This window comes from Lactobacillus delbrueckii subsp. jakobsenii ZN7a-9 = DSM 26046 (assembly GCF_001888925.1).
GTDB classification, from domain to species: domain Bacteria; phylum Bacillota; class Bacilli; order Lactobacillales; family Lactobacillaceae; genus Lactobacillus; species Lactobacillus delbrueckii.
This window is the reverse complement of record NZ_CP018218.1, coordinates 389607-414386: the sequence shown is the minus strand read 5'-3', so window position 1 is coordinate 414386 and position 24780 is coordinate 389607. Positions and strand designations below refer to the sequence as shown.

Here is a 24780-nt window from a genome sequence, read left to right as displayed (position 1 = left end):
GTACAAGTGAGAGCTGATACTCTCAAAACTGAACAAAGTTTCTTTTGCAGTGTGCTTCCGTAACTGATGGACTTCTCTTAGCATTTCTGCTCTCCATCCATCTGTTTTCCTTAGAAAGGAGGTGATCCAGCCGCAGGTTCTCCTACGGCTACCTTGTTACGACTTCACCCCAGTCATCTGCCCTGCCTTAGGCGGCTGACTCCTATAAAGGTTATCCCACCGACTTTGGGCATTGCAGACTTCCATGGTGTGACGGGCGGTGTGTACAAGGCCCGGGAACGTATTCACCGCGGCGTGCTGATCCGCGATTACTAGCGATTCCAGCTTCGTGCAGGCGAGTTGCAGCCTGCAGTCCGAACTGAGAACAGCTTTAAGAGATCCGCTTACCCTCGCGGGTTCGCTTCTCGTTGTACTGCCCATTGTAGCACGTGTGTAGCCCAGGTCATAAGGGGCATGATGACTTGACGTCATCCCCACCTTCCTCCGGTTTGTCACCGGCAGTCTCTCTAGAGTGCCCAACTTAATGATGGCAACTAAAGACAAGGGTTGCGCTCGTTGCGGGACTTAACCCAACATCTCACGACACGAGCTGACGACAGCCATGCACCACCTGTCTCTGCGTCCCCGAAGGGAACCACCTATCTCTAGGTGTTGCGCAGGATGTCAAGACCTGGTAAGGTTCTTCGCGTTGCTTCGAATTAAACCACATGCTCCACCGCTTGTGCGGGCCCCCGTCAATTCCTTTGAGTTTCAACCTTGCGGTCGTACTCCCCAGGCGGAGCGCTTAATGCGTTTGCTGCGGCACTGAGAACCGGAAAGTCCCCAACACCTAGCGCTCATCGTTTACGGCATGGACTACCAGGGTATCTAATCCTGTTCGCTACCCATGCTTTCGAGCCTCAGCGTCAGTTGCAGACCAGAGAGCCGCCTTCGCCACTGGTGTTCCTCCATATATCTACGCATTCCACCGCTACACATGGAGTTCCACTCTCCTCTTCTGCACTCAAGAATGACAGTTTCCGATGCAGTTCCACGGTTGAGCCGTGGGCTTTCACATCAGACTTATCATTCCGCCTGCGCTCGCTTTACGCCCAATAAATCCGGACAACGCTTGCCACCTACGTATTACCGCGGCTGCTGGCACGTAGTTAGCCGTGACTTTCTGGTTGATTACCGTCAAATAAAGACCAGTTACTGCCTCTATCCTTCTTCACCAACAACAGAGCTTTACGATCCGAAAACCTTCTTCACTCACGCGGCGTTGCTCCATCAGACTTTCGTCCATTGTGGAAGATTCCCTACTGCTGCCTCCCGTAGGAGTTTGGGCCGTGTCTCAGTCCCAATGTGGCCGATCAGTCTCTCAACTCGGCTACGCATCATTGCCTTGGTAGGCCTTTACCCCACCAACTAGCTAATGCGCCGCGGGCTCATCCTAAAGTGACAGCTTGCGCCGCCTTTCAAACTTGAATCATGCGATTCATGTTGTTATCCGGTATTAGCACCTGTTTCCAAGTGGTATCCCAGTCTTTAGGGCAGATTGCCCACGTGTTACTCACCCATCCGCCGCTAGCGTCCAACAAATCACCCCGAAGGGATCTTTGAATTCAGCTCGCTCGACTTGCATGTATTAGGCACGCCGCCAGCGTTCGTCCTGAGCCAGGATCAAACTCTCAATTTGAAAATTGAGCCTTTTTAATCTGCTCCAGATTATTTGCTTGCGAATTGACTTCGCTTATTTGTTTGGATCAAACAATATTTGACCCGCACACTGCGAAACTTTGTTCAGTTTTCAAAGTACCAACTTGCGTCTTAGTGACGCAACGTTTTATATCTTACTCGCTTGTTTGATTCTTGTCAACAAGTTTTCGATATTTTCTTTTTCGTGTCTCCGGCGAATTCCTTCTTCGCCGCGACAACAAACATTAGTATACTCGTTATTTTTGAAAGGTCAAATCAGCCTTTTCATACGGTTTACATTGTAAACACCCGGTAGAGTTGTGATAAGGTGGGGCCTGGTCTCGTTCGGGAATATCAAGACTAGTAGTCATTTTCACTTTATTTCTGCTTTCTTTGTTCGGAAACGATGGATTTTTGACTGATATTTTTTCTAAAAGTTTTTGCTTTTTTCTTTTTGAATTACAAAAGCGCTTTCTTACTTGTTTGCTCCTCGACAACCTCAATCGCCAATTGGCAGCGGTCATAAACATCCCGCGCACTTAGCTGCAGGCCTTCAGCTAGCCACTCGTACAGGATCGCGTAGATGATGTGGGCAGCATTGTTCAAGGTCTTAATCGAATAATCCCCGCTTAAGGAATGAGCATCAACATAGCAAACTGTCTTCTTTCGCAGCAGCCATTCAACCTTCTGCGGAAAACGGGTCGCAAACTCCTTGCCCTTGATTTTCCCCTTCTCCGCATCAATCAAGGCCAGCAGGTTCAAAATGAAACAGCGGTCTTTTTCCATATAGGTCAATAGCCTCTTAAGGCCATTGCCATAATCACTGGTGGCAAAGTACAAGTGCTGGTCTAGCTTCTTTAATAGTAATTCCGCACTGAGCTGCCGCATGCTGCCATAGTGGGCGTAAAAGGTTGGCCGTGAGCAGGCAGCTAGCTTGCAGAACTTCTTGACGTTGATCTCACTGCCCCTCTCGCTGTCCAAGACCTGGGCCAGGATCTGATTAGCTTCCAAAAGTTTGATACTGGTAATCATTTTTACTACCTCCGTTCGTGACACATTATCTGTGCCAGGAACTTTTTTTGCAGCCGGCAGCGGTAAAAGCCTGGTCTGGCGCGATTTCGACTTTATTACGATTTATTCATAATGAAAAAACGGCAGCGCAGCAGCCCCCAGCCCCCCTTTTCTTTCCGAAAACAAAAGCCAGCCCTGACCCTTCCTTGTCAGTGCTGGCTTTCTAGTGTTGTTGCGTTTTATCTTCCGCTTTCGCCTCAGTCGCTTTTTTCTACTCACTTTTCAACTATTATCTTATCATAAAATTTATACAAATCTTAGCCAACTATTATATTAATTTTGCTAAGATTTTTTCTTTTAAGAAAGCCCCCTCATCCTTTGCCTCTCTAGCCCTCCTTCCCTTTTGATTCACTTTGCACATTATTTCCCACCTGTTATTTTCCCGAAAAAAAGACCCACCCGCCTTGGGTGAGTCAAAATCTTTAAGCTTGTGGTTCTCTCCATTCGCCGCCTTGAGCTAGCTGCTGCTTGCCAAGTTCATTAATGATCACGGAGATGTGTTCCTTTGGTGCGCCAGTGTCTTCTGAGATCACCCGGGTCACGTCCTTCATCATCTTTTCCAGTTGTTCTGGCGTCCGGCCAGCCAAGAGTTCAATGTGTACAAATGGCATTGTTTTGCTCCTTTTTTTCAAAAACAAGTAACTTTTCCTACATTATACCTGCTTTTTTAGAAAAAAGTATCTGCCAAAGCTACTTTGCCAAAAGTTCCTTGATTGCCTGGTCCAGCGGAGTCAAGCCGCCCAGAACTTCTTCCAGGTCGCTGCTTTCTTCCGTCAATGAACCATCATCAATTGGCTGTTGGAAGGCAGCGTACATTGCCGCCGTATCATGATCCAAGCCCAGGCCTTCCAAGGCCTTCACGTATTCGTCCTGGCTGACCTGCTTGGCTGCTGCTTCTTCACCAGTTGCCACGTTCAAGGCCGCTGCCAGGTCCTGATAGCTCCGCTTCGGGCCGGCAAATTCGTAAACTTCCTTTGGATCATCACTGGTCAAAACCTTAACCGCTGCCGCGGCGTATTCACTTTCCGGTGCCCAGCCGGCAAAGTTGTTAGCCCAGTAAAGCCGGTTTGCCGGACCTGGAGCAAGGAAAGTCATTTCGTTTTCTAGGTACCAGTTGTTGCGCAGGAAGGAGTGCTTGAGGCCGCTCTCCTTAAGCAGCTTTTCCGTCAGCTTGTGGTCAGCTGCCAGCCAGTTGTCGCTTTCACTGGCCTTCGGGAAACTGGTGTAAGCCACGTAGCCAACGCCGGCATTCTTAGCAGCTTCAACCACATTCTTGTGCTGGTCAGCTCTAGTTACTGCCCCGCCTGGCTGAGAGGAAATAAAGAGCAACTTGTCCACGCCAGCCAGGGCCTTTTCTACAGCTGCTTCATCGCCGTAGTCTGCCTGGCGGATTTCAATTCCAGCTGGCAAAAGCTGCTTCCCCTTTTCTTCGTTGCGGACGATCGCCACTACATTTTCTGCCCCAACTGCATCAACCAAATTCTTGACCGCGGTCTGGCCGAAGTTGCCAGTAGCCGCTGAAATAGCGTACTTCATAATTGCCTCCGTTAGTTTCTTTTTCTCTTTTTTCTATTTCGTTTACTTGTTATTTTTAAATCTACAGTAATTCTAGCACGTGTATTTTTAAAGTCAACATCTATTTCCATAAAAAAACGCCAGCTTTCGCTGACGTAATTAGGCAAGCTGCCCTTCTTTTATCTGGTCCACAATTTCCCGCAGGCTGATCTCCCGCATCTTGGCAAAAGCCGCCTCTTCCACTTCCGCGTAGGCCTTGGCCAGCGGCCCTTGAATGTTGCCGCCAACCGGACACTTTTGCTCCGTGTCTTCATCGACGTGCAGCAAGTGGTGGTCCATACCGACTGCCGCGAAGATATCGTAGAGGCTGATCTCTTCCGGCTTCTTGGCCAGTTCCGGCTCAGCGCTCCCCTGCTTGGTCTTCAAAAGCCCTGCCTTGCGCAGGTCCATCATCAGACTACGCACCATGCTGGGATTGGTCACGATGCTACGCGCGATCGCCCGGCTGGACAGGTCATCATCGGGAAAAATCTCGATGTAGACCAGCAGGTGGACCGCGTCACTCAATTTATGGGAAAATTTCATTTTTTACCAGCTCCTTTTTAAAAAAGCCTGTTTCCTTAATCTTAACAGCTTTTCCGGCAATTTGCCACTTCCGCTGTGTTCCACGTGAAACTACCGCTGGCATTTCTCCCGTAAAAACTTGATCAAGTCCGGGCTGCAGTTTTTCTTCAGAAGCAGCATGCCCTGGTCCGGAGCCGGCATCATGATGATTTCCTCGTCAGTTTCAACATAGCGGGTGATCTGGTCATAGCGGTATTCCCCGTCCCCCCGGTTGGTCAAAACCAGGAAGTGGTCCGGGTAGAATTCGTAGCGCACGTAGTCATCCTTGATGGCTGGCATGCCCGCGTAAATCTTCTTCAGCCGCCGCTTGTAGAGGTAGACGAGTGCCGCCGGGTAAAAAGCAATCACCAGGGCAAACATGACCGTGAAGTCATACTGCTTCAAGGCGAAAGCCACCGCTCCGGCCGTGATCCAGATTGCTTCCGCGATCATGATGATCCGCCGCCGGCTCTTTTCCGTCACCTTCATGGCCATCCTAGTGTACTCGTTCAAGTCCATGTGAATCTCGCTGATATATAAGGCTTGTGCCATCTGCCTCACGTCCTTTCTATATAAAAATTATAAGCTATTCTTCCTTGCCCGTAAAAAAAGACGCGCCATCGCGCGTCTAATAATACTAATACTTGTTTTCCTTGCTCTGTTCATAAGTTTCGGCAATTGCCAAATTGTAGTATGGCATCAGCCAGATACCCAAAATTTCCAGGGTAAAGGCGGTCAAAATGTACCAGCCCAAGAAGGATAAATTAAGGCAAAGCAGCTTCCAGACCCGGCCCTTGGTCAGCTTCCAGCCAGCACCGATTTCTGCCCAGACTGACCGCTTCTGCCCGGTCCGCACGTCATCGTCGATCACATAAACGACATAGGTCAGCCGCAGCTCAATCCAGACCAGCAAAACGACCAGCAAGATCAAAAGAATGATGCTTACCGCTACCGGTACTTGCGGAATGGCTGACCCAACGATCACCGCGACAATCGCCAGCGTCCCGGAAACGATAATTAAGGCTCCGATAACCCCGTAGACTGCCAGCCGGGCAATGTGCTGGCCGGTTAGGCCGCACCAGGCATTTGGCTCTTCCCCGCCCTTTTGGATCTTATTCCGCCAGCGATCAAAGAAGATGTAGCCGTTAGCCGTCAAAAGCGCGGCCGCGATTTCCAATAGAAAGAAGATGATATTAGCTCCAACCCCCGACTTGAAATCAGTGGCCTGGTCAACGACATTCGGTATGATATTTGCCACAACCAGAAGCAGGCCCATCGGCATGTAGATCTTCTTCGGGATCTGCTTCAGGTTTTCCCGGGCCAGGGCCCGGATTTCCTTCGCTTTCATTGTTCTCTCCTCTGTAAAAAAGCTTTTATTATTTTCACCATTATTATAGCGCTGATTGTTTCACATGTAACATAATTCTTTTCCTATCTTCCCCGCTGCTCTCTTGTGTTATGATGGTAAAAAATCTTTCCACAGTGAGGTCAAATCCATGGAACTTTCCCCCTTGAGCCCGCCCCGGCTCATCAGCAATCAGCAAGAAAACATCTGGCAAACCCTGCGCCGGCAGCTGCTGACCTGCCAGTCCTTTACCTGGGCCGTGGCCTTCATCACCGCCGACATGCTGCCCCCTTTCAAGCTGGTCATGGAAGACCTGCAAGCCAGCGGGGTCCGCGGGACCATCATCACCGGGACCTACCTGGCCTTCAACCAGCCCCGGGTTTTCGCCGAGCTCTTAAAAATTTCCAATCTTACCGTCCGGATCGTGGACGGTCCCTTCCATGCCAAGGGCTATCTTTTTGACCATGGGGACTGGCAGACCGCCGTCATCGGCAGCGCCAACTTCACCCGGTCCGCCCTCCTGGCCAACCAGGAATGGTGCCTCGAGGTCGATTCCCAAACCGATTCGGCCTTGCCCCGGCAACTAGCCGCGGCTTTAGCGGACTTGACGGGCAAAAGCCAGCCCCTGACTTACACCTGGCTGGCTGACTATGAAAAAAGCTGGCAGCCGCCAGCCAAGCCTGTGTTACACGTGAAACAAGAAAAGATCGTTCCCAACCAGATGCAGGCAGCCGCCCTGGAAAATCTCCAAGCCTTAGTCAAAAGCGGCGCCCGCCGGGCCCTTGTCGTTTCTGCTACCGGGACGGGGAAAACCTACCTGGCGGCTTTGGCGGTCAAAGACTTTGTCCCCCGCCGCTTCCTCTACCTGGTCCACCGGGAAGAGATCGCCCGCAAGGCCCTTGAGACCTTCAAAAAGGTCATCGGCGGCAAGGACAGCGACTTCGCCCTTTTGACCGGGACCAGCCACCAGCAGGCCCGCTACACCTTCGCGACCATCCAGACCGTTTCCCAGGACCAGTTCCTGGCCAGCCAGGCAGCTGATTTTTATGACTACATCTTGATTGACGAAGCCCACCGGTCCGCCGCGCCCAGCTATCAAAAAGTCCTCAGCCACTTCAACCCGGCCTTTTGCCTGGGTCTGACAGCCACGCCAGAGCGGATGGACCAGCAGGATATTTTTGCCCTCTTTGACTACAATTTAGCCTACGAGATCCGCCTGGCCGATGCCCTGGAAAGCAAAATGCTCACGCCCTTCCACTATATCGGTATCCGCGACTATGAAATTGACGGCCAGACTTCTGATGACTTCAGCGACCTCCGCTGGCTGGGCGCGAAAAAGCGGGTCAGCTACCTCCTTAAAGAACTGGATTATTACGGCTACAGCGGTCCCCGCCCCTGCGGCCTGGTCTTCTGCAGCCGGCAGGAAGAAGCCCGGCAATTGGCGGAAGCTTTTACTCAACAGGGCCAGCCGGCCCAGGCCTTGACCAACCAGGATTCCCCAGCTGTCCGCCGGCAGGCGGTCAAGGATCTGGAAAGCGGCCGCCTCCACTACCTGGTGACGGTCGACCTTTTCAACGAGGGCGTGGACATTCCCGCCCTCAACCAGATCGTCATGCTCCGGGCCACCCAGTCAGCCACGGTCTTTATCCAGCAGCTGGGCCGGGGCCTGCGCCTCTACCCGGGCCAGGACTTCGTCACCGTCCTGGACTTCATCGGCAACTACCAGAACAACTACCTGATCCCCCTGGCCTTAGCCGGGAAAAAGCTCTCCCGCGACCAGCTGAAGTACCAGCTGCAAACCGTCAGCTTTGCCGGCCTGTCCACCATCAACTTCAGCCGGATCGCCAGCCAGGAGATCCTGGCCTCCCTGGACAAGGTCAAGCTGGACTCGCTCAAGCAGCTGCGGGAAGCCTACGCGGACCTGGCCCAGCAGCTGGGCCGGGCGCCCCTTTTGCTGGATTTCGCCAAAAAAGGCCAGGTCTCACCCCGCCTCTGGCTGGACAACAAGTCCCTGCCCCACTACGGAGCCTTCCTGAAAAAAATGGGCCAGCCCTGCCAGCTGTCCTCTTACGAAAGCCAGGTCCTCTCCTTCGTTACTAAGGAACTGGCCCCAGGCCAGCGGCCACATGAACTTTTGCTTTTGCAGGCTCTTTTGCCAAAAGGCAAAATCAGTCAGACAGACTTCCAAGCTCTGTTAAAAAATTACGGGGCCTACGACTCACCCGCCTTGGAAAAATCTCTGGAAGCTATCCTCTCCTTGGACTTCTATGATGTCAAAAGCGGATCAACTAGCCAAAAGGCCAAGTACGGCGGCGAGCCTGTCGCCTGCTTAAAGGACGGCTGCTGGTCCTTAAATCCTCAGATCGTCCAAGCTAGTCCCGACTTCCTCCGTCTGTTTAAAGACGCGGTCGAAACTGGCCTCTTCCTCGCCAAAGAAAAAGACCCGACTCAAGACTTCACCCTCTACGCGGCTTACGACCGCAAGGAGGTCTGCCGCCTGCTCAACTGGCCACTAGACGTCAGCCGGCCCATGTATGGCTACCGGCTGAGTGGCAATGTCTGCCCGGTTTTTATCACTTATCAAAAAACTGACCAGGAGCAAAGAAATGCCCGCTATGACAACCAGGCACGCGGCCAGCGCCTGGCCTGGTATACCAGAACTCCCCGCCACCTGTCTTCCCCGGAAGTCCAGCAGCTTTTGCGGGGGACGGAATCTGGCCAGCAAGTCACCCGGATTCCGGTCTTCGTCAAGCGGGCGGATGCCTACGGCCCAAAGTTTTACTACCTGGGCTCAGCGAAAATCGACCCTGCCACGGTCCGCGAGGTAAATCTCAAGGGCAAGAGCGCGGTCGGCCTGGATTTGGTTCTGCCTGATCCCCTGCCAGCCAAAATCGCCGACCAGCTTTTCAGCAATTAAAAAAGGCTTCCCAGCCGGGAAGCCTTTTAGTGTGCCCGCTTCATGACGCGGACGGTAATATCTTTCAAGGCAAAGTAGAGGATCGGCGTGCAGACCGCGGTTGAACAGGAGTTGATCACCGTGGCCAGCAGGCTCAGGAAGGCCGCGACCAGGGCTGGCTGCAATGCCGTCCCGGCCATCAAGGCAGCCACGACCATCGTCGCGTAAGAGGTAAAAATCTTGGTTACCCCGGCGATGACCGCCAAAATAATGATGTTCTTCTTGCTGTCGTTGTACTTCATGCCCTTGTAGACCGCGGACAAAATGGCAGCCACGACTACGACTTCCAGCATAGTCAGCCAGCTGGTAGCCGCGTAGCCGTTGAGGATATCAAAGCCGCCCAGGCCGATGATCCCCGCCAGGGCCCCGTTACGGAAGCCCAGGTAGAGAATGGCCACGGCTGTCAAGGTGTTGCCGAAGTGGATGAAAGGCCGGCCAACAACCGCCGGCAGCGGGATCCGCAGGATCCAGATGCCGATATAAATCATGGCCGCGAACAAGCCGGTCATCACGACTGCTCTTAAAGAATTCTGTTCATCGCGCAATTATTTCCCCCTCCTTAAAATAGATGATCAATGCACTAATTTTGCAATTGCTGCAAAAGCCAAGGCAGAGCCGCCGCGTAATTAGGGCCAAAGCGCTGGTCCTGGTCCAAATCAGTTGCCAGGATTGCCTTGGCCACGAAGTCCCCGGCCACGCCAGCTGCCTGTTCCAAGTCCAGCCCGTGAAGCAGGCCGGCCAAGAGGCTGCTGGCAAAAAGGTCCCCCGTGCCAAAATAGCTGTGCGGAATCCGGTCCTGGGTCCTTTCCCAAACCCGGCCGCCCCGGCTGAGCCCGTAAAGCCCGATCCGGTTGTCGGCCAGGGGCACCCCGGTCAAAACTACCTGGGACAGGGCAAACTTCTGGGCCAGGCGCTGGGTGATCACGCAGGCCCGGTGGCTGTCAAACTCAGTAAAGTCCACCGGCTCATTCAAGAGCAGCAGGGCTTCGGTCAAGTTGGGCGTCAAAATCGTTGCCTGCCGGGCTAAGCGCTGCATCTGGACAACATAGCTGTCATCAAAGCCGCGGTAGAGACGGCCGTGGTCAGCCATAGCCGGGTCCAGCAGGATGAGTTTCCCCTGCCGGCTGTATTCTTCCAGCCCCTTCTCCCAGACCCGGCTGGCCGCCTGGCCCAAGTAGCCCAAATAGATGGCGTCAAAAGAGATCTTTTCCTTGTCCCAGTGCGCCCAAATATCTGGCAGACTGGCCGACAGGTCCAGGAAGGTGTTCTCCCCGAACCCGCCCGTATGCGTTGACAAAATTGCCGTTGGCAAAGCCGCGGTCTGCAGGCCGCTGGCCCCTAACACGGGCAAGGCGACCGCCAGCGAGACTTGACCAACACAAGATAGATCTTGACTGATCAAGACTGATTTCACTTTGGCTCCTCCTTATTGCTCAGTAGCTCTATTATATGCTTGCTTAAAAAATATGAAAGTAATTATTGCGAAACTTTTTTCTAATCTGGTAATAACTAGTATAACACTGGCATTTTCATTTTCAGAGCACAAGAAAAGCCAGTTGCTTAGAAGAACAACTGACTTTGGTTAGGAATGTGTTGTGTATGTATAAAATTCAATGCAATGTTACATTGAGGAAAGAAAAATAAAAGAAATTTGGATGTTGCAACTTGCGGCTCTCCACAACCTCAAGCTACGAATCTAATATACAAGATAGTTGTGATGAAAATATGATCTTTTCCTTACGAATTTCAAAACAGCTATTATTTTTAAACTGTTTACTTATGCGACTTACTTATTACTTAGTAAGCATAATTTAAACAGTCAGAAGTTCGTAAACGTAGCTGGTCTCGTTTTCCCGGTAGACCCCATGCAGGGTGCCGACCCGCTTAAAGCCGCTCTTTTCGATCAAGTGCTGCATGGGCAGGTTATCCTCATGGGTGTCGACTCTGACGGACTTGATGTCATTGAAGCCGCTGGCGAAGTAGTTGATTACTGCCTGGTAGAGTTGAGAAGCATAGCCGTGACCAGTGTGGTCAGAGTGGATAGCCACCCGGTGGATGGTAACGTAGTCATTCGTGTCGATTTGCCAGTGCCCGTCCAATTGATCATAAGCGTGGTCCGGCGCGGGAATAATGGTCAAGGTCCCGACTGTTTCCCCGTCGTCGGCCTTGGCCAGGTAGGCATAGCCATTCTCGATGTCCTGGCGGACGTGGTCAGGGTTCGGGTAGTCCCCCTGCCACTGGTCAATCCCGCTTTCTGCCAGCTGGTTGCGCCCGTCCTGCAGGATCGCCATCACCTGGTCAAAATCTTTCAATTCTGCTTTTCTAATCTGCATTTCCTATTCGCTCCCTTATCTATATTACTGGTTCAATGACAACGACAAAGGGTATTTTACATAAGTCGGCAGGCAAGCTCAAACGATCTGCTTAAAGGGAAGCCTTTTCAGTGCTAAAAACTGTAATATTATTTAAGAATTGGAAAAGGTTGTGTCAAGGTTTTGTAACATTGCAGTTATATAATGAGGACTGTTGCAAAACAAACCACTTATTTTGAGTTTTGAGCATTTTCAATCACACACTTTTTTAATGGGAGTACCAGATACATGAAGTTTAAACACCTTAAACTGCTTGCGTTAGTCTCCACATTAACGGCAGCTGTAAGCATAAGCTTCGCCGGCCTGGCACAGGCCAGCACGACCAGCGCCAGCAGCCGTTCTTATGGGGTTGACGTGTCAAGCTACCAGCCAACCAGCACGACCAAGTACAGCAAGGCGGGCGCTCAGTTCGTCATTGTCAAGGTCAGCGAAGGCACCAGCTACCGGAATCCAAACGCCAAGGCACAAGTAGCCAGCGCCAAGGCCAACAAACTGTTGCCAATGGCCTACCACTTCGCCAATTTCGGTTCCAGCTCATCCAGAGCTAAGAGTGAAGCGGACTACGCTATCGCCAGCGCCAAGGCAGTCAGCCTGCCAGCAGGCTCATACCTGGCTTGTGACTGGGAAACCAGCAGCGGCAACTCAACCAGCGGGAGCAGAAGTGCTAATACCAGCGCCATTATGGCCTTCATGAAGAAGGTTAAGGCAGCTGGCTACCAGCCATTGCTCTACTCTGGTTCTTACCTTTTGAACAACGCGATCAACATGAGCACGGTTACGTCAACCTACCCTAACTCATTGTGGGTAGCCTACTACACCAGCTCAGGCCGGATCGACGCACCAGACTTTTCATACTTCCCGTCAATGAACGGGGTCATCATCTGGCAGTTCACTGAAAACTGGAAGGGGCTGAATGTTGACGGGAACATCTCAGTTCTGCCTCTGTCAATCAGCTCCAGTTCTTCATCAAGCCCATCTAAGACGCCAGCCAGTCAAGCACCTGTAAGCAAGACTAAGAAGAAGATTATGTCTAAGTCTTACGTCTACACTTCCGCCGGTAAGAGAACCGGTGCTTACAAGAGCGCGTACACTTACGTTTACGTGATCGGCGGGATCATCAAGATCGGCAGCAACAACTACTACAAGATCGGGACCAACCGGTACATCAAGATCAACAACGTTGATGGTACTGCCCGCAAGCTGGTTCACAATGCTTGGACTTACAATAGCAAGGGCAAGCGGGTGAAGTCAGTTGCTACCTTAAAGAAGGGCAAGCAGGTCTTCACTTACGGCGGCAAGCGGAAGATCGGTAAGAAGACTTACTACCGGATCAATGTCGGCCGTTACATCAAGGCAGGCAACGTTAAGTAAGCCGGATCGCGAATTAATTTTAGAAACAAACAAAGCTCTAATTGCCACAGAGGCAGTTAGAGCTTTTTTCATAAAAATTAGCGGTAATACTTGGTCAGCAAAAGAAGGGATAATTCGACAATCGCATTGCTTCGATTGCATCAAGCCATGCACTCATCGCTGCTCATAACTTAGGCATCCTCCAGTTACTTCTTACTCATTTTAAAAGATCTGACGATTTGCGTGCTTACAGCAATGACTATCACCGCGACAGTGTAAATGCTACTCCAAAGCTTTTCGCTTTCCCAAGCATTTCAATTGCTGCCGCGGAATGCTCACCAAAAATCATCATGCCATAACTATAGTAGAGAGAATGGAGAGTTATGAAGACCAAGCCTACTACTATGATTAACAGTACTTCTGCCAGCCAGGTAAAATATTTTTCTAACATCGCTACTGCTCTTCCCGCAGCTGGCTCCGCTTATTGAAGTAGTTGCGGTAGGACAGGTAGCCCGCGATCACGGCGCCCAGGCCAGTCGCTGACAAAAGCATGAAAGTGACCATGATCTGGTACTTGATTGCATAAACTGGATCCACGCCAGCAAAAATCAACCCGGACATCATCCCCGGCAGGTTGACCAGCCCCACCGTCTTAGCTGAGTCGATCGTCGGCTGCATGGCAGTCTTGATGCTCCGCCGCAGGATGGTCATGCTGGCCGTCTTCACGTCAGCCCCGAGGGCGATTTTTTCCAAAACCTGCTGGCGCTGGTCATGGAAACCCGTGGCTAAAACCTTATAGCACAGACCCATAGCCACCATCTCATTGCCGGCGATCATCCCCGTAATCGGAATGATCTGCATCGGCTTCAGCTTCACCGTCTGAGTCAGCAGCAATACGCCCAAGGTGATGTAAGTCCCGATCAAAAGGGCCATGATTGACTGCCAGAGCTGGCGGTTCGGGTTGGGATCCCGCTTATTGGCGTTCCAGGCCGCGTTAAAAATGATAAATAAGGTCATCAAGAGGGTCAAAAGGGCATTGTTGACCTGCATGATGAACTTCAAGACGTAGCCGACAATGACCAGCTGGACGATAGCCCGGCCCACGCTGTAAAAAATGTCCCTGGTCAAGCCCAGCTTTTCCTTCCAGGAAATCGCCACGGATACCAGGACCAGGGCAAAAGACAAGATTAATGACAGATCGCTGACAGCTATTGCTTTCATTTCAAAACTCCTCCTTTTTCCATGTGCAGGAGCTGCTTGGAAGCGGCCAGCTCCTCTTGGTCGTGGGTCACCTGCACTATCGTGGTTCCCTCCTGGTGCACCCGGGCGATCAGCTGATGGACGATTTGCTTGCTCTCTTCATCCAGCCCGGTCGTCACTTCGTCCAACAGGAGGAGCTCCGGCCGGAAAAGCAGATTACGGATCAAAGCCACCCGCTGCTTCTCCCCGCCAGACAGGGTGGTAATCTTTTTATCCAAATAGTCAGCTGGCAAATCTACCTGCTTCAAAGCTTCCTGGACCTGCTTTTCAGCAAAGTCCTGCTTGCGGATGGCAAAAGGCAGGGCCAGATTGTCCTTAACCGTTTCGTCGAACAAGGTTGGCTGCTGGAAGCAGTAGGACACCTGCCGGCGGTACTGGACCAGGTCCAGGCTATCAAGATTTTGCCCCTTATAAAAAATCTCCCCCTTATTAGGTGAGATCAAGCCCGCGATCAGCTTCAAAGTCGTGCTTTTCCCGCTGCCCGACGGTCCGGTCAAGGTGAGGTAGTCCCCCTCCTCCACGGCAAAGGAGACGTCTTGCAGGATTTCCTGGTCACCTGCCCGGTAGGACACCTGCTTGAGTTCAATGAGTGCCATTTTCTTCCTCCTGATTTCTGTAATTTTTATACTGCAGTTACATTATAGTCCAAAAAGGATGAAGCAATTTTTATAAAAGCTTGAAGGATTTTAGGCAAGAAAAAAACCGCCACCCTGTAGGTGACGGTTAAAATATGCTGACTAGAGGATTCGAACCTCCGACCCCTTCATTACTAGTGAAGTGCTCTGCCAACTGAGCTAAGTCAGCGACTCTTGTGCCTTAACACAGTTATTAATTAAACCATAAAAACGTGTCCTTGACAAGAGCTTTCGCGAAAAAAGTTAATTTTTTTAGGCAGATAGTTTAATTTCCCGGTCAAACAGGTCCCGCTCTTCTTTAGTCAGATTGTGCGCGATCAAAACCACCGTCTGTTTAGACTGGAGCAGTTTGTCCAGGATTTTCCGGCCAGCTGCTTGGTCGATCGCGCTGGTCCCTTCATCAACCAAGAGAAGCTGGCTGTCACGAACTTCCGCACGGGCCAACACTACTTTCTGCTTCTGCCCGCCAGACAAATTGTCCCCTGCCAAGTCAACCGGCGTTTCCAGGCCTTGAGGCCAACTATCAACTGCCTCAGACAGCTGGGCGTCGGCCGCGCTGGCCTTCGCCTTTGACTCAAGTTCTGGATCAAACATGGTGATATTGTTCATGACGCTGCTTGGCAATAAGACCGCCTGCTGAGGCAGGTAGCCGATTTTCGTTCGGTCAGGCTTCACCTTTTTTCCAGCTTGGTCAAAAAAGCTGATCTGTCCTCCGCTGGCCGCTGCTTCCCCTACCAGGAGCTTAAACAGAGTCGACTTGCCAGTCCCGTTGGCCCCGGTCAAGAGTACTTTTTCCCCCGGCTTGACTTGGATATCTGGATACTTGATTTCGTGTCCATTGGCAAAAGTCAGCCGCAGATCCTTTACAGAGAAGGCAGCTGGCGCTGTCCCCCCTTCTTCCGCTTGAGCCAGTGGCTGCCGCAAGTCCAGAATCTTTTCCCGCAAACCGCGGCTGGCAACCAACTGCCCCCGGTAATTGGCAATGTTCATCAGAGAGCCAAACAGGTACAAGCTGAAGTCATTTACCGAGGCAATCAAGCCGAATTCGAGCTGCCCGCGCGCTACCAAATAAGCAGTCAGCAGAAAAATCAGCGTGTTCCCCAAAGAATAAATAGCTTGATTGAGGTAGTCCAGTTCCTGGTCAGCTTTCTGCTGCTTTACATAAGCAGACTCTAACTCGCGGGCATCAGCGTGAATAATGCTTAAGAATTTTTCCCCGACCGCATAGCGGCGCAAAGTATCAATGCCATTGAGCCAATCGGCCAGAGTCTGCAGATATTTCCGGTTGCTGGCCGAAATTTTGTCAGTAGCTTTTTGCAGTGGCTCGTCAAGAACGCGCGGCAAGTACATCTGCAAGGCGCTTACGGCAATAACCAGTAAGAGCAGACTCCAGCGGAAAGACGCCAGAGAACCGGCAACCAAGGCCAGCAGGACGGCCGAGTGAACGATGCCGCCAATAGAATCAGCATACTGGTCCTTCAGCATTTCCAGGTCATTAGTCAATTCGCTTTGAAGATTTTCCTTTGTCCCAGCCGCTTCAGCATAAGCGTGGGCAAGAACCTCCTGCCGGATCTGGTGAAAATACTTTTCAAGGTGAAGTTCCCAAAAATAATCGGTCACTTGATCCAGCAGGCTGCCAAGCAAGAGCAAGAAAAGCTGCAGAACCGCAAACAGCAGAAATTGCTGAAAATGCCGGTCTTTTATCGCGCTGAACTCCCAGGTCAAGGCAAAAGCTGCCCACGCCGTCAGCAGGGCCGTCAATGCCCGGGCCAGCAGTAATGCCAGAAAGCGGCCGGGGTTTAGCCGAAACAAATCCTTAATTTGCAAAATTTTCCCCTTCTTTCAAATTGATCACTTGATCAAATCGCTCCCGCTCTTCGAGCGGTAAATTATGCCCAACAAAAATCAAAGTCTGTTTCCACCCCAGCAGAAGTGGCAAAATTTTCTGCCGGCTGGCCTGGTCAAGTGCGCTCAGCGGTTCATCCATCAAGGAGAACTTTTTATGACGCAGGAGGCCGCGGGCCAGGAAAATCTTCTGCTTCTGCCCGCCAGACAGGTCTGCCTGCTGGGGACTGACCTCACGGTCGAGGTCAACTGCCTTAGAGAAGTCCCGGTCTAAGCCAACCTTTTTCAGTACCTCCGCCAATTTGGTCTGCTTTTTGGCATCATACATGGTGATATTGTCAGCGACTGTTCCGGGGAAAATCCAGCCAGCCTGCGGCAGATATTCAAAGGACCGGGCCGGATTTGGGATTTCCTTCCCTTCAGAATCCAAATATGTCAGCTGGCCTTTGCTCGGCTCAATTTGGCCAAGCAGAAGTTTAAGCAAGCTGCTTTTCCCGCAGCCACTTGGCCCGGTAAGTAAGACCTTCTCTCCTGCCTTGATCGTAAAATCTGGATATTTAATCACTTGCCCGCCCAAGTTCACTTCTATCCCCCGGCCGATAATCGTTTGGGGATCTTCCGTCTTCGCGGCCGCTTGAACTTGCAAATGCTGGAGCATGGTTTCGTTCAACTTAGTCGTTGATTTTGCCGAAATGTAAGCCGAAAAAGCCTCTTGCAGGGAACTGAAAACGCCATTGGCTAAATAGCCAGCAGCGATGATTGCCCCGAAAGCCACCTGGCCCCTGAAGTACAGTATTCCCGGCAGAAAAGGGACTCCCACAATCCCGATATTGTCGACTATTTCTTGCGTGAATTCCGCGACTGACAGGCAAGCTTGCCGCTTGATCCGGGTGTCCTCCAATTTTTGGCTTTCCTCACCAAGCTGCCGGCACAATACCTTTTTTAAAGAAAAACGCCGCAGTTCCTCAATCGCTGCCAACCACTGGTCCAGTGCCTGCAAGTACTTTTGGTTGCGGTTAACCACGGCTTCAGTTGCCGCGCTGCTTTTTTCTTCAAAGAGCTTCGGCACAAAAAGAGCCACAATAGCGATTGCCCAAGCACAAAGAACCAGTTGCCAATTAAAGGAAAGAATTGCCACACTGACAAAAAAGGCGTAGAGCACATTGTTGACGAAATAATAGATGCTTTGCCAATAATCTTGGTTGATCACCTGCAAATTATTGACCAAGTCATTCTGCAGATCAGCTGTCGGCCACTGATCATTGCTGTCATAGTAGGCCTGCAGCAAATTTTGCCGGTAGCTGTCGATTGCTGCTTGACTCTGCTGGCTGAACAAGTAGTTGTTTACCGCCAAAAGCAGGTTGCCAAACAAATCCAAAGCCAATTTAAGTAGGGCCAGGCCGAAAAGCCAGGTAAATTTTCCACCAATCAAGCTGTTCAGCTGCGGACTGATTAAGTACAGACTGTAGGCTGACACAGCTTGAAACAAGACGCTCAGCGCCAGCAATACGGCCGCCCGCGGCCGATTAGCTTTCAGCCACAATTTTAACAATTTACTCCTCCTTATCCCGCTACAGAAACATTAATCTTCAAGATTGTCCATCCATCAAAATCTATCTGAATAGCATCTTTCGGAATTCAAATTCCAGTTAGAAACATAATTGCGTAGTAACTCAATGTCATTAAGTTAAGACATTGACTCTGAACGGAGAACGTCTTAGAACACTCATCAGAATTTGATGAGTGTTTTCTTTGCTTAATTTTTGAAACCGCTTTACGCTATCTTTGATTAGAAATTTTATCAAAGGTGGCGTATTCTCATGACTAAGAAACATCAAGTCTTTAGACAGCTTGATTCTGTAACGGATAAGGCTGCCGAATACATCAATTACTTTGCTTATCACCCAAGTAAAGACTTCACGCGTAAAAGAAAATTGGATGCTAAGACATTCATTAAGACCACTCTTGGCATGCAAGGAAACTGCTTAAATAAGGAGCTAGCTGACGCATTTCCTAAGTTCTCTGAGCGAATGACCGTATCGGCCTATGAACAACAGAAAGCTAAGGTTAATCCTAGATTATTTAAGGCAATTCTGTATGAATTCAATTCAACTTTGAAACAGCCCACTTTGTATCATGGCTATCGACTGCTGGCAATCGATGGTAGTGACTTTGCTTTGCCATATGATAAGCATTCACCATTTCTATGCAATATTCAAACAAGAAAAACACCTTCGGCCGATAATAAATTAACGACCAAAGGTGCTTGCTTGATTCATGCCAATATCCTTTACGATATCGCAAATTGTTGTTACCTAGACTGCTTATTGCAATCACGAAAGGGTATGGATGAACGCAGTGCGGCTGTGCACATGCTTCAGAACTTAAGACTTCAGCACCGCTATATCGTACTGATGGATCGTGGCTATGAATCCTTCAATCTTTTCGAGCATGGCAATCGACTGCCTGACTGCAACTATGTTGTTCGCCTCAGAACTAAAGATAAAGGTGCTATTCGGGAAATCAGTGCTCTTCCCGACCAAGAATGTGATCTTGAGATGACGTTTAACATCACCAATAGCGCCAAGCAAAAGAAGCTTCACCCGGAGTATCACAAAATCAATGCCCCAAATCGTCGCTATAAGGACAAATATTCACCCAAGTACCGTACAGCGCACTGGGATTTTGAAAGTTTTTGTCCGGTCCACTGCAGAATCGTTAAGCTTAAGATCAACGACCCACAATCGGGAAGCACCAAGTGGGAAGTACTAGCTACTAATCTAAGCTCGAACGACTTCCCGCTTAGTGAAATGAAAAAACTGTATCATCTGCGCTGGGATATTGAAAGCTCATTTCGCAAGCTAAAGTATGATCTCGGTGCAGTATGTTTTCATTCGAAAAAACCAGCATTTCAAGAAATCGAGTTGTACTCTCAACTGATTATGTTTAACGTGGTCAACAGAATCATATCCCTTTGCCGGGTAGCTGATGCTCACAGGAAATGGCCTCATGAGATAGACTTTAAAGAGGCGGTCAACATAGTTCACCGCTATTATACAACGTCCATGAAAGATGATCCAAAGCAGATGATTGAAGAAATAGAAGCGTATCATCATCCAGTCCGAAAAGGCCGAAAATATCCAAGACCTTTACGGTTTCAAGGTTCTGTTAGTTTAAACTATCGAATTTGGTAAAAAGACAGTCAATTGACTGCTTATTTGTCATGCCCAAAAAACAGAAAAGACACCTATCTAACATAGATAAGTGTCTCAAAACGGCTCCCTGTTCAAAGTCAATGCCTTAACTTAATGACATTGCGTAGTAACTAGCCATGCCCGCTGCCATTGCTGTTACAGACAAGATTGCCGCCATTGGAAAACTGTTGTCAATTATGCAGTCTTTTGTAATCTGTTCCTTACCTAAAAATTCACTGTAATCTCTTGTTACACCTGGAATTTTAGGATACACATTTGTTGCAGTTGAAGCGTAGCTGCTAAAAATCACAGCTTTTTTAGTCTTGTTAGAAACTTCATCAAACCAGCTGTCTAACTCTGCTGGTTGATCCATCGAATTTACAATCAGATCGGTTTCAGCATCAATATTCGCTTCAATATCAGCTGGCCCTGTAATCTTACAATGTACAGTCTCCACACTAACAGTGCTGTCTATCTTTTTTAAGTAATCTGAACACGCCTGTATCTTAGCTTTATTTATGTCGCTTTCCACATAAGCCGTTTGTCTCGTGAGATTTGATTCTTCCACTGTATCAAAATCAACCAGTTTGATATTCTTTACTCCTGCTCTAACCAGGTATTCAGCCATTGCAGATCCAATCCCGCCAACTCCAAACACAGCTACTTTTGCTTTCTGCAATTTTTCTTGGTATATATTTGGATCAACATTGTCAGACGTGTCCATCCATTCAAAGAAACTAATATTTCTGGAATATTTTGAGTTACCGCTATACGAATTAGTAGTAACTAAGCCTAAAGACCGAAATTTCTCAATTATATTGATCAATTCTTGATCTGAAATCTTCAAGTCTTTTCTGTCCAGTTCCCCGTTTAATTATTTAATGACTTTTTAATTCAACTCTTGTACCACAGCCCTTACGCCAACCGATTCTATCACTGTTGTTTATACCGGTATTCTAGTACCTAAAAATGAGAAAGTAAATACTTTTTAATAAAAAAATAATATTATTTCATCCACTACTGAAACAGCTTAAAAAGGAGCTCGCCGATCCCAAAATTGCTGATTTCATGCCCCGTGCAAAGACTGCTGAGACTGCTTGCCGACGTGATCTCTTTACGGGACAGTCGCTTAGCTTTTCTTTCAACCATTTTTTCAAAATCCAAAATTACATTGTCCATGCTTCTGACTAAAGGCCAAGCCGAAGTTTCCGTTTTCCAAATATGGAATCAGCCTTTCAAGACCTTGCGGGTTTACGCCAAAAATAAGGTCTTCGATTGCCTGGGCACCCTCAAGGATTATGAAAAAAGGTATCCAAGCTTGGTCCCTGCTGACCGGCAAAGCTTGATAAACCTGGATGCAGTGCAAAATTACGACGAAAAAAAGGGCATCGCCTATTTTGATCAAGGCATTGCCCATTCCGTAGCCGTCCGGCGGCGGCGGTCAATCATGCTAAAATTGAATGCCACAAAAAAGAGCCGTGATCAGCTCTTTTTTGTATTTAACCTAACTCGCGTGCATTCAATATAGTGTCATGACGACATTCATTGTGCTATTTTTTTCTGCATAAACTAAGTATTCTTCTTAACTCAATCACCGTAAAACTTAAAGTCAAAACACACATACTCAAAAGAGCCAACGAATTAGATGCGGCAGATTCTCCAAATATCATTGGTCCTACAATGTTCTGTAATTGCCCCCCTAAGTTTATTGCACTTAAATCTAATGTTAAATATTGAGATCTACTAAATTCAACCATATAAACAGCTAGTGCTGCGGAATCATTCGACGACTCAATTATGTCCTGACAGTATTTTTCCATTAATTTAAGTTCTTTGGTACTTACTGCCACGTTCATCTGGCTTTGATACCGCTTCTCAGCCGTATTTTCTGCCGAATCGTACGTTCCTTGAACCAGCTTGCCAAATTCGACAAGGTCGATTTGCCGCGCGAATAATATTTTGAACAAGCTTTCCACGTTAATTCGATTTTTTCCACTTTCAACCTTTGCATAAAAAGGTCGGCTAAGGATGCCTTCGCACATTTCTTGCTGGGTCAACCCTAGTTCCAATCTTTTTTTACGCAGTGCTTCGCCAATTTTCATCAAATCTTCCCTTTCGTCAAAAAAAGGACTGTTAGCTAGCTAGTTAACAGTCCCTTTATTAAACGATTCCATATTTTCTGCTGCTGACTTATCATTCTGATAAACTGTCAATAGATCGATATTACAAAAAAACTTTATTTATCTTTGCAAAACGCTGATAAATAAAGTTTAATCGTAAACAAGAATCTGTATAATGCTGACTAGAGGATTCGAACCTCCGACCCCTTCATTACTAGTGAAGTGCTCTGCCAACTGAGCTAAGTCAGCAACTCTTGTGCCTTAACACAGTTATTAATTTAATCATTAATTGCAGACTTTTGCAAGTCTTTTTGGAATTTTTTTATTTTTTCGGCTTATTTGCGCCGAAAGAACTAAAATCAGCAAGGAGGAAAAATATGGAAAAATTTACCGGCATACCTGTCAGCTTTCAACTGGTCTGGCTTCTGCGGATCCTGCTGTCCGCCTTTTGCGGCGGCCTGATTGGCTTTGAGCGGGCAACCCAGAGAAAGAGCGCGGGCCTGCATACTCACGTCGTGGTAGCCATTGCCTCCACCCTGTTTTCTATCGTCTCCAAGTATGGGTTCTACGACATGCTCACTTTCAGCAACGTTTCTTACGATCCATCGCGAATCGCCTCTTTGACGGTCACGGGAATCTCCTTTATCGGTGCCGGGACCATCCTGGTCCATAAAGAGCAGATTTCCGGATTGACGACCGCCGGGGGACTCTGGGCCACTTCAGCCATCGGAATCGCGATTGGGGTCGGCCTTTACTGGGTTGGAATCGTGGCCGCCGTCCTGCTCCTGCTCATGCAGCGCTTTTTGCGGGAAGAAACGGTCCTCAACCTGCTCCGCAAGGTCAGCATCAGCCTCTTGATCGAAGCCAGCAACACGCCCCATATCCTGGAAACCATTCAAAGCGAACTGGAAAAAAACGAGGTCCACCAGCTCAGCATCAAGATCATCAGCGTCTCTGACGACCATGTCCTTTTCAGATGCGATGGCGAAATCGCCGGCCGGATCGATGAAAACCAGATCATCATGAACCTGCGCAAATACCCGGATATCAAGCGCATCACTTACTCGCCCGGCAGCAAGTAGCCCTCACGTGAAAAGAACTGACAGAGTGATAAAATATTTCTCTATAAAGACTTAGCTGACAAGGAGGCATTCACAAGATCTTGTACTAAAAAAATTGAAATTATCTGTTTTTAACCGTGAATCGGGACAAAGAAGTAGAAGATTACCGCCAAAATCACCAAGTACGCTACTTGCACGCCAGCCGCGAGCTTAAGTGTCTTTTCCATCCCCTGCATGGCCGGATCCTGCCGTTGGCTGTACAAGTACACCAGTGGCAGCCAGCCCCAAAATGGTAGGACAAAGCTCAAGACCGTGAGCAGGGTCAGCCAGATTGACTTAACTGTTACAACTTTCATTCATCTCATTTCCTTTCATTTTTATGCCATAATCATATACCTTTAAATTTTTTTGTAAATAAAGAATTCGCCAATTGCAAGAATAAATTGAACACTTACCATAACATCTGGTAGATTTTGACTATCTACGCCGGTAAATGCGGTCAAGTTCGGTGTCAAAGTACTCTTCTGGAGTCTTGTAGTTTAAGATCTTCCGAGGAAGAGAGTTGCACCATACCTCGATCTTAGCAATATCTTCCACACTGTACTTATCCATACGGTCTCCCTTGGGAATATAGCGTCTGATAAGCCCGTTGTGCCGTTCTACGCTGCCTTTATCACAAGATGTATAAGGATGAGCGTAGTACACAAGAGTCTTGGAAACTTGCTCAAGATTGGATAGATCTGCGAACTCAGATCCGTTGTCAGTTGTGATAGACTTAAAGATTTGATTCCATTTGGATCCGTAGTACTCTCGAAGCTTATCAAATGCCTTCATAACGCTAGCTGAGGTCTTATCCTCAATCTTGATCATGAAGAACTGACGCGTCTTTCGTTCGCACAGAGTAAGCAACACATCGTCGTCCTTAGTCTTGTGTCCAAGAACCAGATCGCATTCCCAGTGGCCAAAGTCCTTACGGCTTTCGATTCTAGGACTACGTTCATCGATGCTTCGTCCCAGGATACGCTTGTTTACACGGGCACGACGAGTCTTAGTATTGCGCTTGACCTTCTCTGGAAGATCACCGTTCTTGATGTCCATTAGGCCCAAGTCAACGTAGTTATACAGAGTTTTGGTTGATACGACCTGATCTTTCTGGAAGATTCCCTTGGCCAAAGCATAACCCACGCAAGCATCAAGAGACCAGCCTTGATTATGAAAGCAGTGGGAAACATAGTCGATGAACTTATGTCTGCGAAGAAACAAGCTCTTGCGGCCGCATTCGCTTCTATGTAGTTCGTAAGTGCTTTGCCCTTCGACAGCTTTATACCGCCTCACATTGCCGGTATACAGGGATACTGTGCCTCTTTTGAGCTCATATCCGACCGTGCTTGGTGAGCAGTTAAGTTCTCTAGCTATAGCACGATTAGAGTAGCCCTTAGAGTGCAGCTCCTGGATTGTAGTCCGGTCGTTTAGCGTAAGGTGCTTGCCCTTTTGGTGTGGTTTAGTGTTAGAATAAGAATGATCCATTTTAACCTCTCTAGAAATGTTTGTGGTAATTCATATTCTACCAGATGGTTGAAATGGATTTTTTGTGCTCTAATCCAGTGAAAACGATTTTTCTTACTGGATCGGAACAGTGTTCAGTTTAATTTTACAATCGGCGTAAATAAAGAATTACATTCAATCAACATAAAGCCTTCCCCGCCCCGCTTTTTGCGCAATAATGTACAATGTTAGCTAAGGAGCGTAATACTAGTGGCTAAAAACGTATTTGAT

At 48.8% G+C, this 24780-nt stretch carries 22 protein-coding genes, 2 tRNA genes, 1 rRNA gene and 1 pseudogene; 5 read left to right on the top strand and 21 right to left on the bottom strand.

The features are described 5' to 3' along the window. Positions 1 to 114: 114 nt before the first annotated feature. The 7 genes from LJ046_RS02245 to LJ046_RS02210 all read right to left on the bottom strand — a co-directional run bounded on the left by LJ046_RS02245 (position 115) and on the right by LJ046_RS02210 (position 6214). A 16S ribosomal RNA gene (locus LJ046_RS02245) occupies positions 115 to 1678 on the bottom strand. A gap of 458 nt (positions 1679 to 2136) precedes the next feature. Further along, on the bottom strand, positions 2137 to 2709 hold the full coding sequence (locus LJ046_RS02235) for a hypothetical protein (protein WP_002880533.1): 573 nt from the start codon (positions 2707 to 2709) through the stop codon (positions 2137 to 2139). Positions 2710 to 3170: 461 nt separating this feature from the next. Continuing rightward, the gene (locus LJ046_RS02230; RefSeq protein ID WP_255217700.1) at positions 3171 to 3380 is read right to left on the bottom strand and encodes a 2-hydroxymuconate tautomerase; all 210 of its coding nucleotides are present in this window, start codon (positions 3378 to 3380) and stop codon (positions 3171 to 3173) included. A 58-nt stretch (positions 3381 to 3438) separates the two neighbouring features. Beyond that, positions 3439 to 4284 (bottom strand): NAD(P)H-binding protein, encoded by an 846-nt coding sequence (locus tag LJ046_RS02225; protein ID WP_002880538.1) that lies wholly within the window; start codon positions 4282 to 4284, stop codon positions 3439 to 3441. 138 nt (positions 4285 to 4422) lie between these two features. Continuing rightward, positions 4423 to 4848, bottom strand: a complete 426-nt coding sequence (locus LJ046_RS02220) for an Rrf2 family transcriptional regulator (protein WP_002880542.1) — start codon at positions 4846 to 4848, stop codon at positions 4423 to 4425. 90 nt (positions 4849 to 4938) lie between these two features. Then, on the bottom strand, positions 4939 to 5418 hold the full coding sequence (locus LJ046_RS02215; RefSeq protein WP_035176954.1) for a YcxB family protein: 480 nt from the start codon (positions 5416 to 5418) through the stop codon (positions 4939 to 4941). An 85-nt stretch (positions 5419 to 5503) separates the two neighbouring features. Next, positions 5504 to 6214, bottom strand: coding sequence for a DUF975 family protein (locus LJ046_RS02210; RefSeq protein ID WP_002880548.1), 711 nt, complete (start codon positions 6212 to 6214; stop codon positions 5504 to 5506). Positions 6215 to 6362: 148 nt separating this feature from the next. Between LJ046_RS02210 and LJ046_RS02205 the strand changes: the two genes are divergently transcribed. Further along, positions 6363 to 9128 (top strand): DEAD/DEAH box helicase, encoded by a 2766-nt coding sequence (locus LJ046_RS02205; protein WP_002880549.1) that lies wholly within the window; start codon positions 6363 to 6365, stop codon positions 9126 to 9128. 26 nt (positions 9129 to 9154) lie between these two features. On the opposite strand, the gene LJ046_RS02200 is transcribed toward LJ046_RS02205, so the two are convergent. The 3 genes from LJ046_RS02200 to LJ046_RS02190 all read right to left on the bottom strand — a co-directional run bounded on the left by LJ046_RS02200 (position 9155) and on the right by LJ046_RS02190 (position 11500). Next, entirely contained in the window at positions 9155 to 9712 is a 558-nt protein-coding gene (locus LJ046_RS02200) for an ECF transporter S component (RefSeq protein WP_002880550.1), read from the bottom strand. A gap of 35 nt (positions 9713 to 9747) precedes the next feature. Then, positions 9748 to 10581, bottom strand: a complete 834-nt coding sequence (locus tag LJ046_RS02195) for a pyridoxamine kinase (RefSeq protein WP_035176956.1) — start codon at positions 10579 to 10581, stop codon at positions 9748 to 9750. A gap of 397 nt (positions 10582 to 10978) precedes the next feature. Then, positions 10979 to 11500: a GNAT family N-acetyltransferase gene (locus tag LJ046_RS02190; RefSeq protein WP_002880554.1), complete on the bottom strand. Its 522-nt coding sequence runs from the start codon at positions 11498 to 11500 to the stop codon at positions 10979 to 10981. A 267-nt stretch (positions 11501 to 11767) separates the two neighbouring features. On the opposite strand from LJ046_RS02190, the gene LJ046_RS02185 reads away from it, so the two are divergent. Further along, complete coding sequence (locus tag LJ046_RS02185) at positions 11768 to 12910, top strand: SLAP domain-containing protein (RefSeq protein ID WP_002880557.1); 1143 nt, start codon at positions 11768 to 11770, stop codon at positions 12908 to 12910. Between the two features lie 241 nt (positions 12911 to 13151). Here the strand turns inward: LJ046_RS02185 and LJ046_RS02180 are convergent, their stop codons facing one another. The 6 genes from LJ046_RS02180 to LJ046_RS02155 form a co-directional block, all read right to left on the bottom strand. Beyond that, entirely contained in the window at positions 13152 to 13340 is a 189-nt protein-coding gene (locus tag LJ046_RS02180; protein ID WP_002880559.1) for a hypothetical protein, read from the bottom strand. Between the two features lie 2 nt (positions 13341 to 13342). Beyond that, entirely contained in the window at positions 13343 to 14110 is a 768-nt protein-coding gene (locus tag LJ046_RS02175) for an ABC transporter permease (RefSeq protein ID WP_002880561.1), read from the bottom strand. Next, on the bottom strand, positions 14107 to 14745 hold the full coding sequence (locus LJ046_RS02170) for an ABC transporter ATP-binding protein (RefSeq protein ID WP_002880562.1): 639 nt from the start codon (positions 14743 to 14745) through the stop codon (positions 14107 to 14109). The genes LJ046_RS02175 and LJ046_RS02170 overlap by 4 nt, the downstream gene beginning before the upstream one ends. A gap of 135 nt (positions 14746 to 14880) precedes the next feature. Further along, positions 14881 to 14953: transfer RNA gene (locus LJ046_RS02165), tRNA-Thr, on the bottom strand. An 83-nt stretch (positions 14954 to 15036) separates the two neighbouring features. Beyond that, the gene (locus LJ046_RS02160) at positions 15037 to 16611 is read right to left on the bottom strand and encodes an ATP-binding cassette domain-containing protein (RefSeq protein WP_002880563.1); all 1575 of its coding nucleotides are present in this window, start codon (positions 16609 to 16611) and stop codon (positions 15037 to 15039) included. Then, on the bottom strand, positions 16601 to 18181 hold the full coding sequence (locus LJ046_RS02155) for an ATP-binding cassette domain-containing protein (RefSeq protein ID WP_002880565.1): 1581 nt from the start codon (positions 18179 to 18181) through the stop codon (positions 16601 to 16603). The genes LJ046_RS02160 and LJ046_RS02155 overlap by 11 nt, the downstream gene beginning before the upstream one ends. A 268-nt stretch (positions 18182 to 18449) precedes the next feature. On the opposite strand from LJ046_RS02155, the gene LJ046_RS02150 reads away from it, so the two are divergent. Beyond that, on the top strand, positions 18450 to 19823 hold the full coding sequence (locus LJ046_RS02150) for an IS4 family transposase (protein WP_072557696.1): 1374 nt from the start codon (positions 18450 to 18452) through the stop codon (positions 19821 to 19823). Between the two features lie 106 nt (positions 19824 to 19929). Here LJ046_RS02150 and LJ046_RS02145 read toward each other — a convergent pair whose 3' ends face one another. Then, a complete protein-coding gene (locus tag LJ046_RS02145) occupies positions 19930 to 20670 on the bottom strand; it encodes a ThiF family adenylyltransferase (RefSeq protein WP_002879877.1) in 741 nt (246 codons plus the stop codon). Between the two features lie 387 nt (positions 20671 to 21057). Between LJ046_RS02145 and LJ046_RS10685 the strand changes: the two are divergent. After that, a pseudogene (locus LJ046_RS10685) lies at positions 21058 to 21351 on the top strand (LytTR family transcriptional regulator DNA-binding domain-containing protein); the annotation flags it as partial. A 22-nt stretch (positions 21352 to 21373) separates the two neighbouring features. On the opposite strand, the gene LJ046_RS10320 reads toward LJ046_RS10685, so the two are convergent. Together LJ046_RS10320 and LJ046_RS02125 are read right to left on the bottom strand one after the other, a co-directional pair. Beyond that, positions 21374 to 21925, bottom strand: coding sequence for a helix-turn-helix domain-containing protein (locus tag LJ046_RS10320; protein ID WP_002879883.1), 552 nt, complete (start codon positions 21923 to 21925; stop codon positions 21374 to 21376). Between the two features lie 194 nt (positions 21926 to 22119). Then, positions 22120 to 22192 (bottom strand) — tRNA-Thr (locus LJ046_RS02125). A 128-nt stretch (positions 22193 to 22320) separates the two neighbouring features. Between LJ046_RS02125 and LJ046_RS02120 the strand changes: the two genes are divergently transcribed. After that, positions 22321 to 23025 carry an MgtC/SapB family protein gene (locus tag LJ046_RS02120; protein ID WP_002879885.1) on the top strand — a complete coding sequence of 235 codons (705 nt, stop codon included), beginning with the start codon at positions 22321 to 22323 and terminating at the stop codon, positions 23023 to 23025. A 110-nt stretch (positions 23026 to 23135) separates the two neighbouring features. On the opposite strand, the gene LJ046_RS02115 is transcribed toward LJ046_RS02120, so the two are convergent. Both LJ046_RS02115 and LJ046_RS02110 read right to left on the bottom strand, forming a co-directional pair. Beyond that, on the bottom strand, positions 23136 to 23360 hold the full coding sequence (locus LJ046_RS02115) for a hypothetical protein (protein WP_002879886.1): 225 nt from the start codon (positions 23358 to 23360) through the stop codon (positions 23136 to 23138). Positions 23361 to 23481: 121 nt separating this feature from the next. Next, positions 23482 to 24531: an IS30-like element ISL7 family transposase gene (locus LJ046_RS02110; protein WP_002878880.1), complete on the bottom strand. Its 1050-nt coding sequence runs from the start codon at positions 24529 to 24531 to the stop codon at positions 23482 to 23484. Positions 24532 to 24780: the final 249 nt, after the last annotated feature.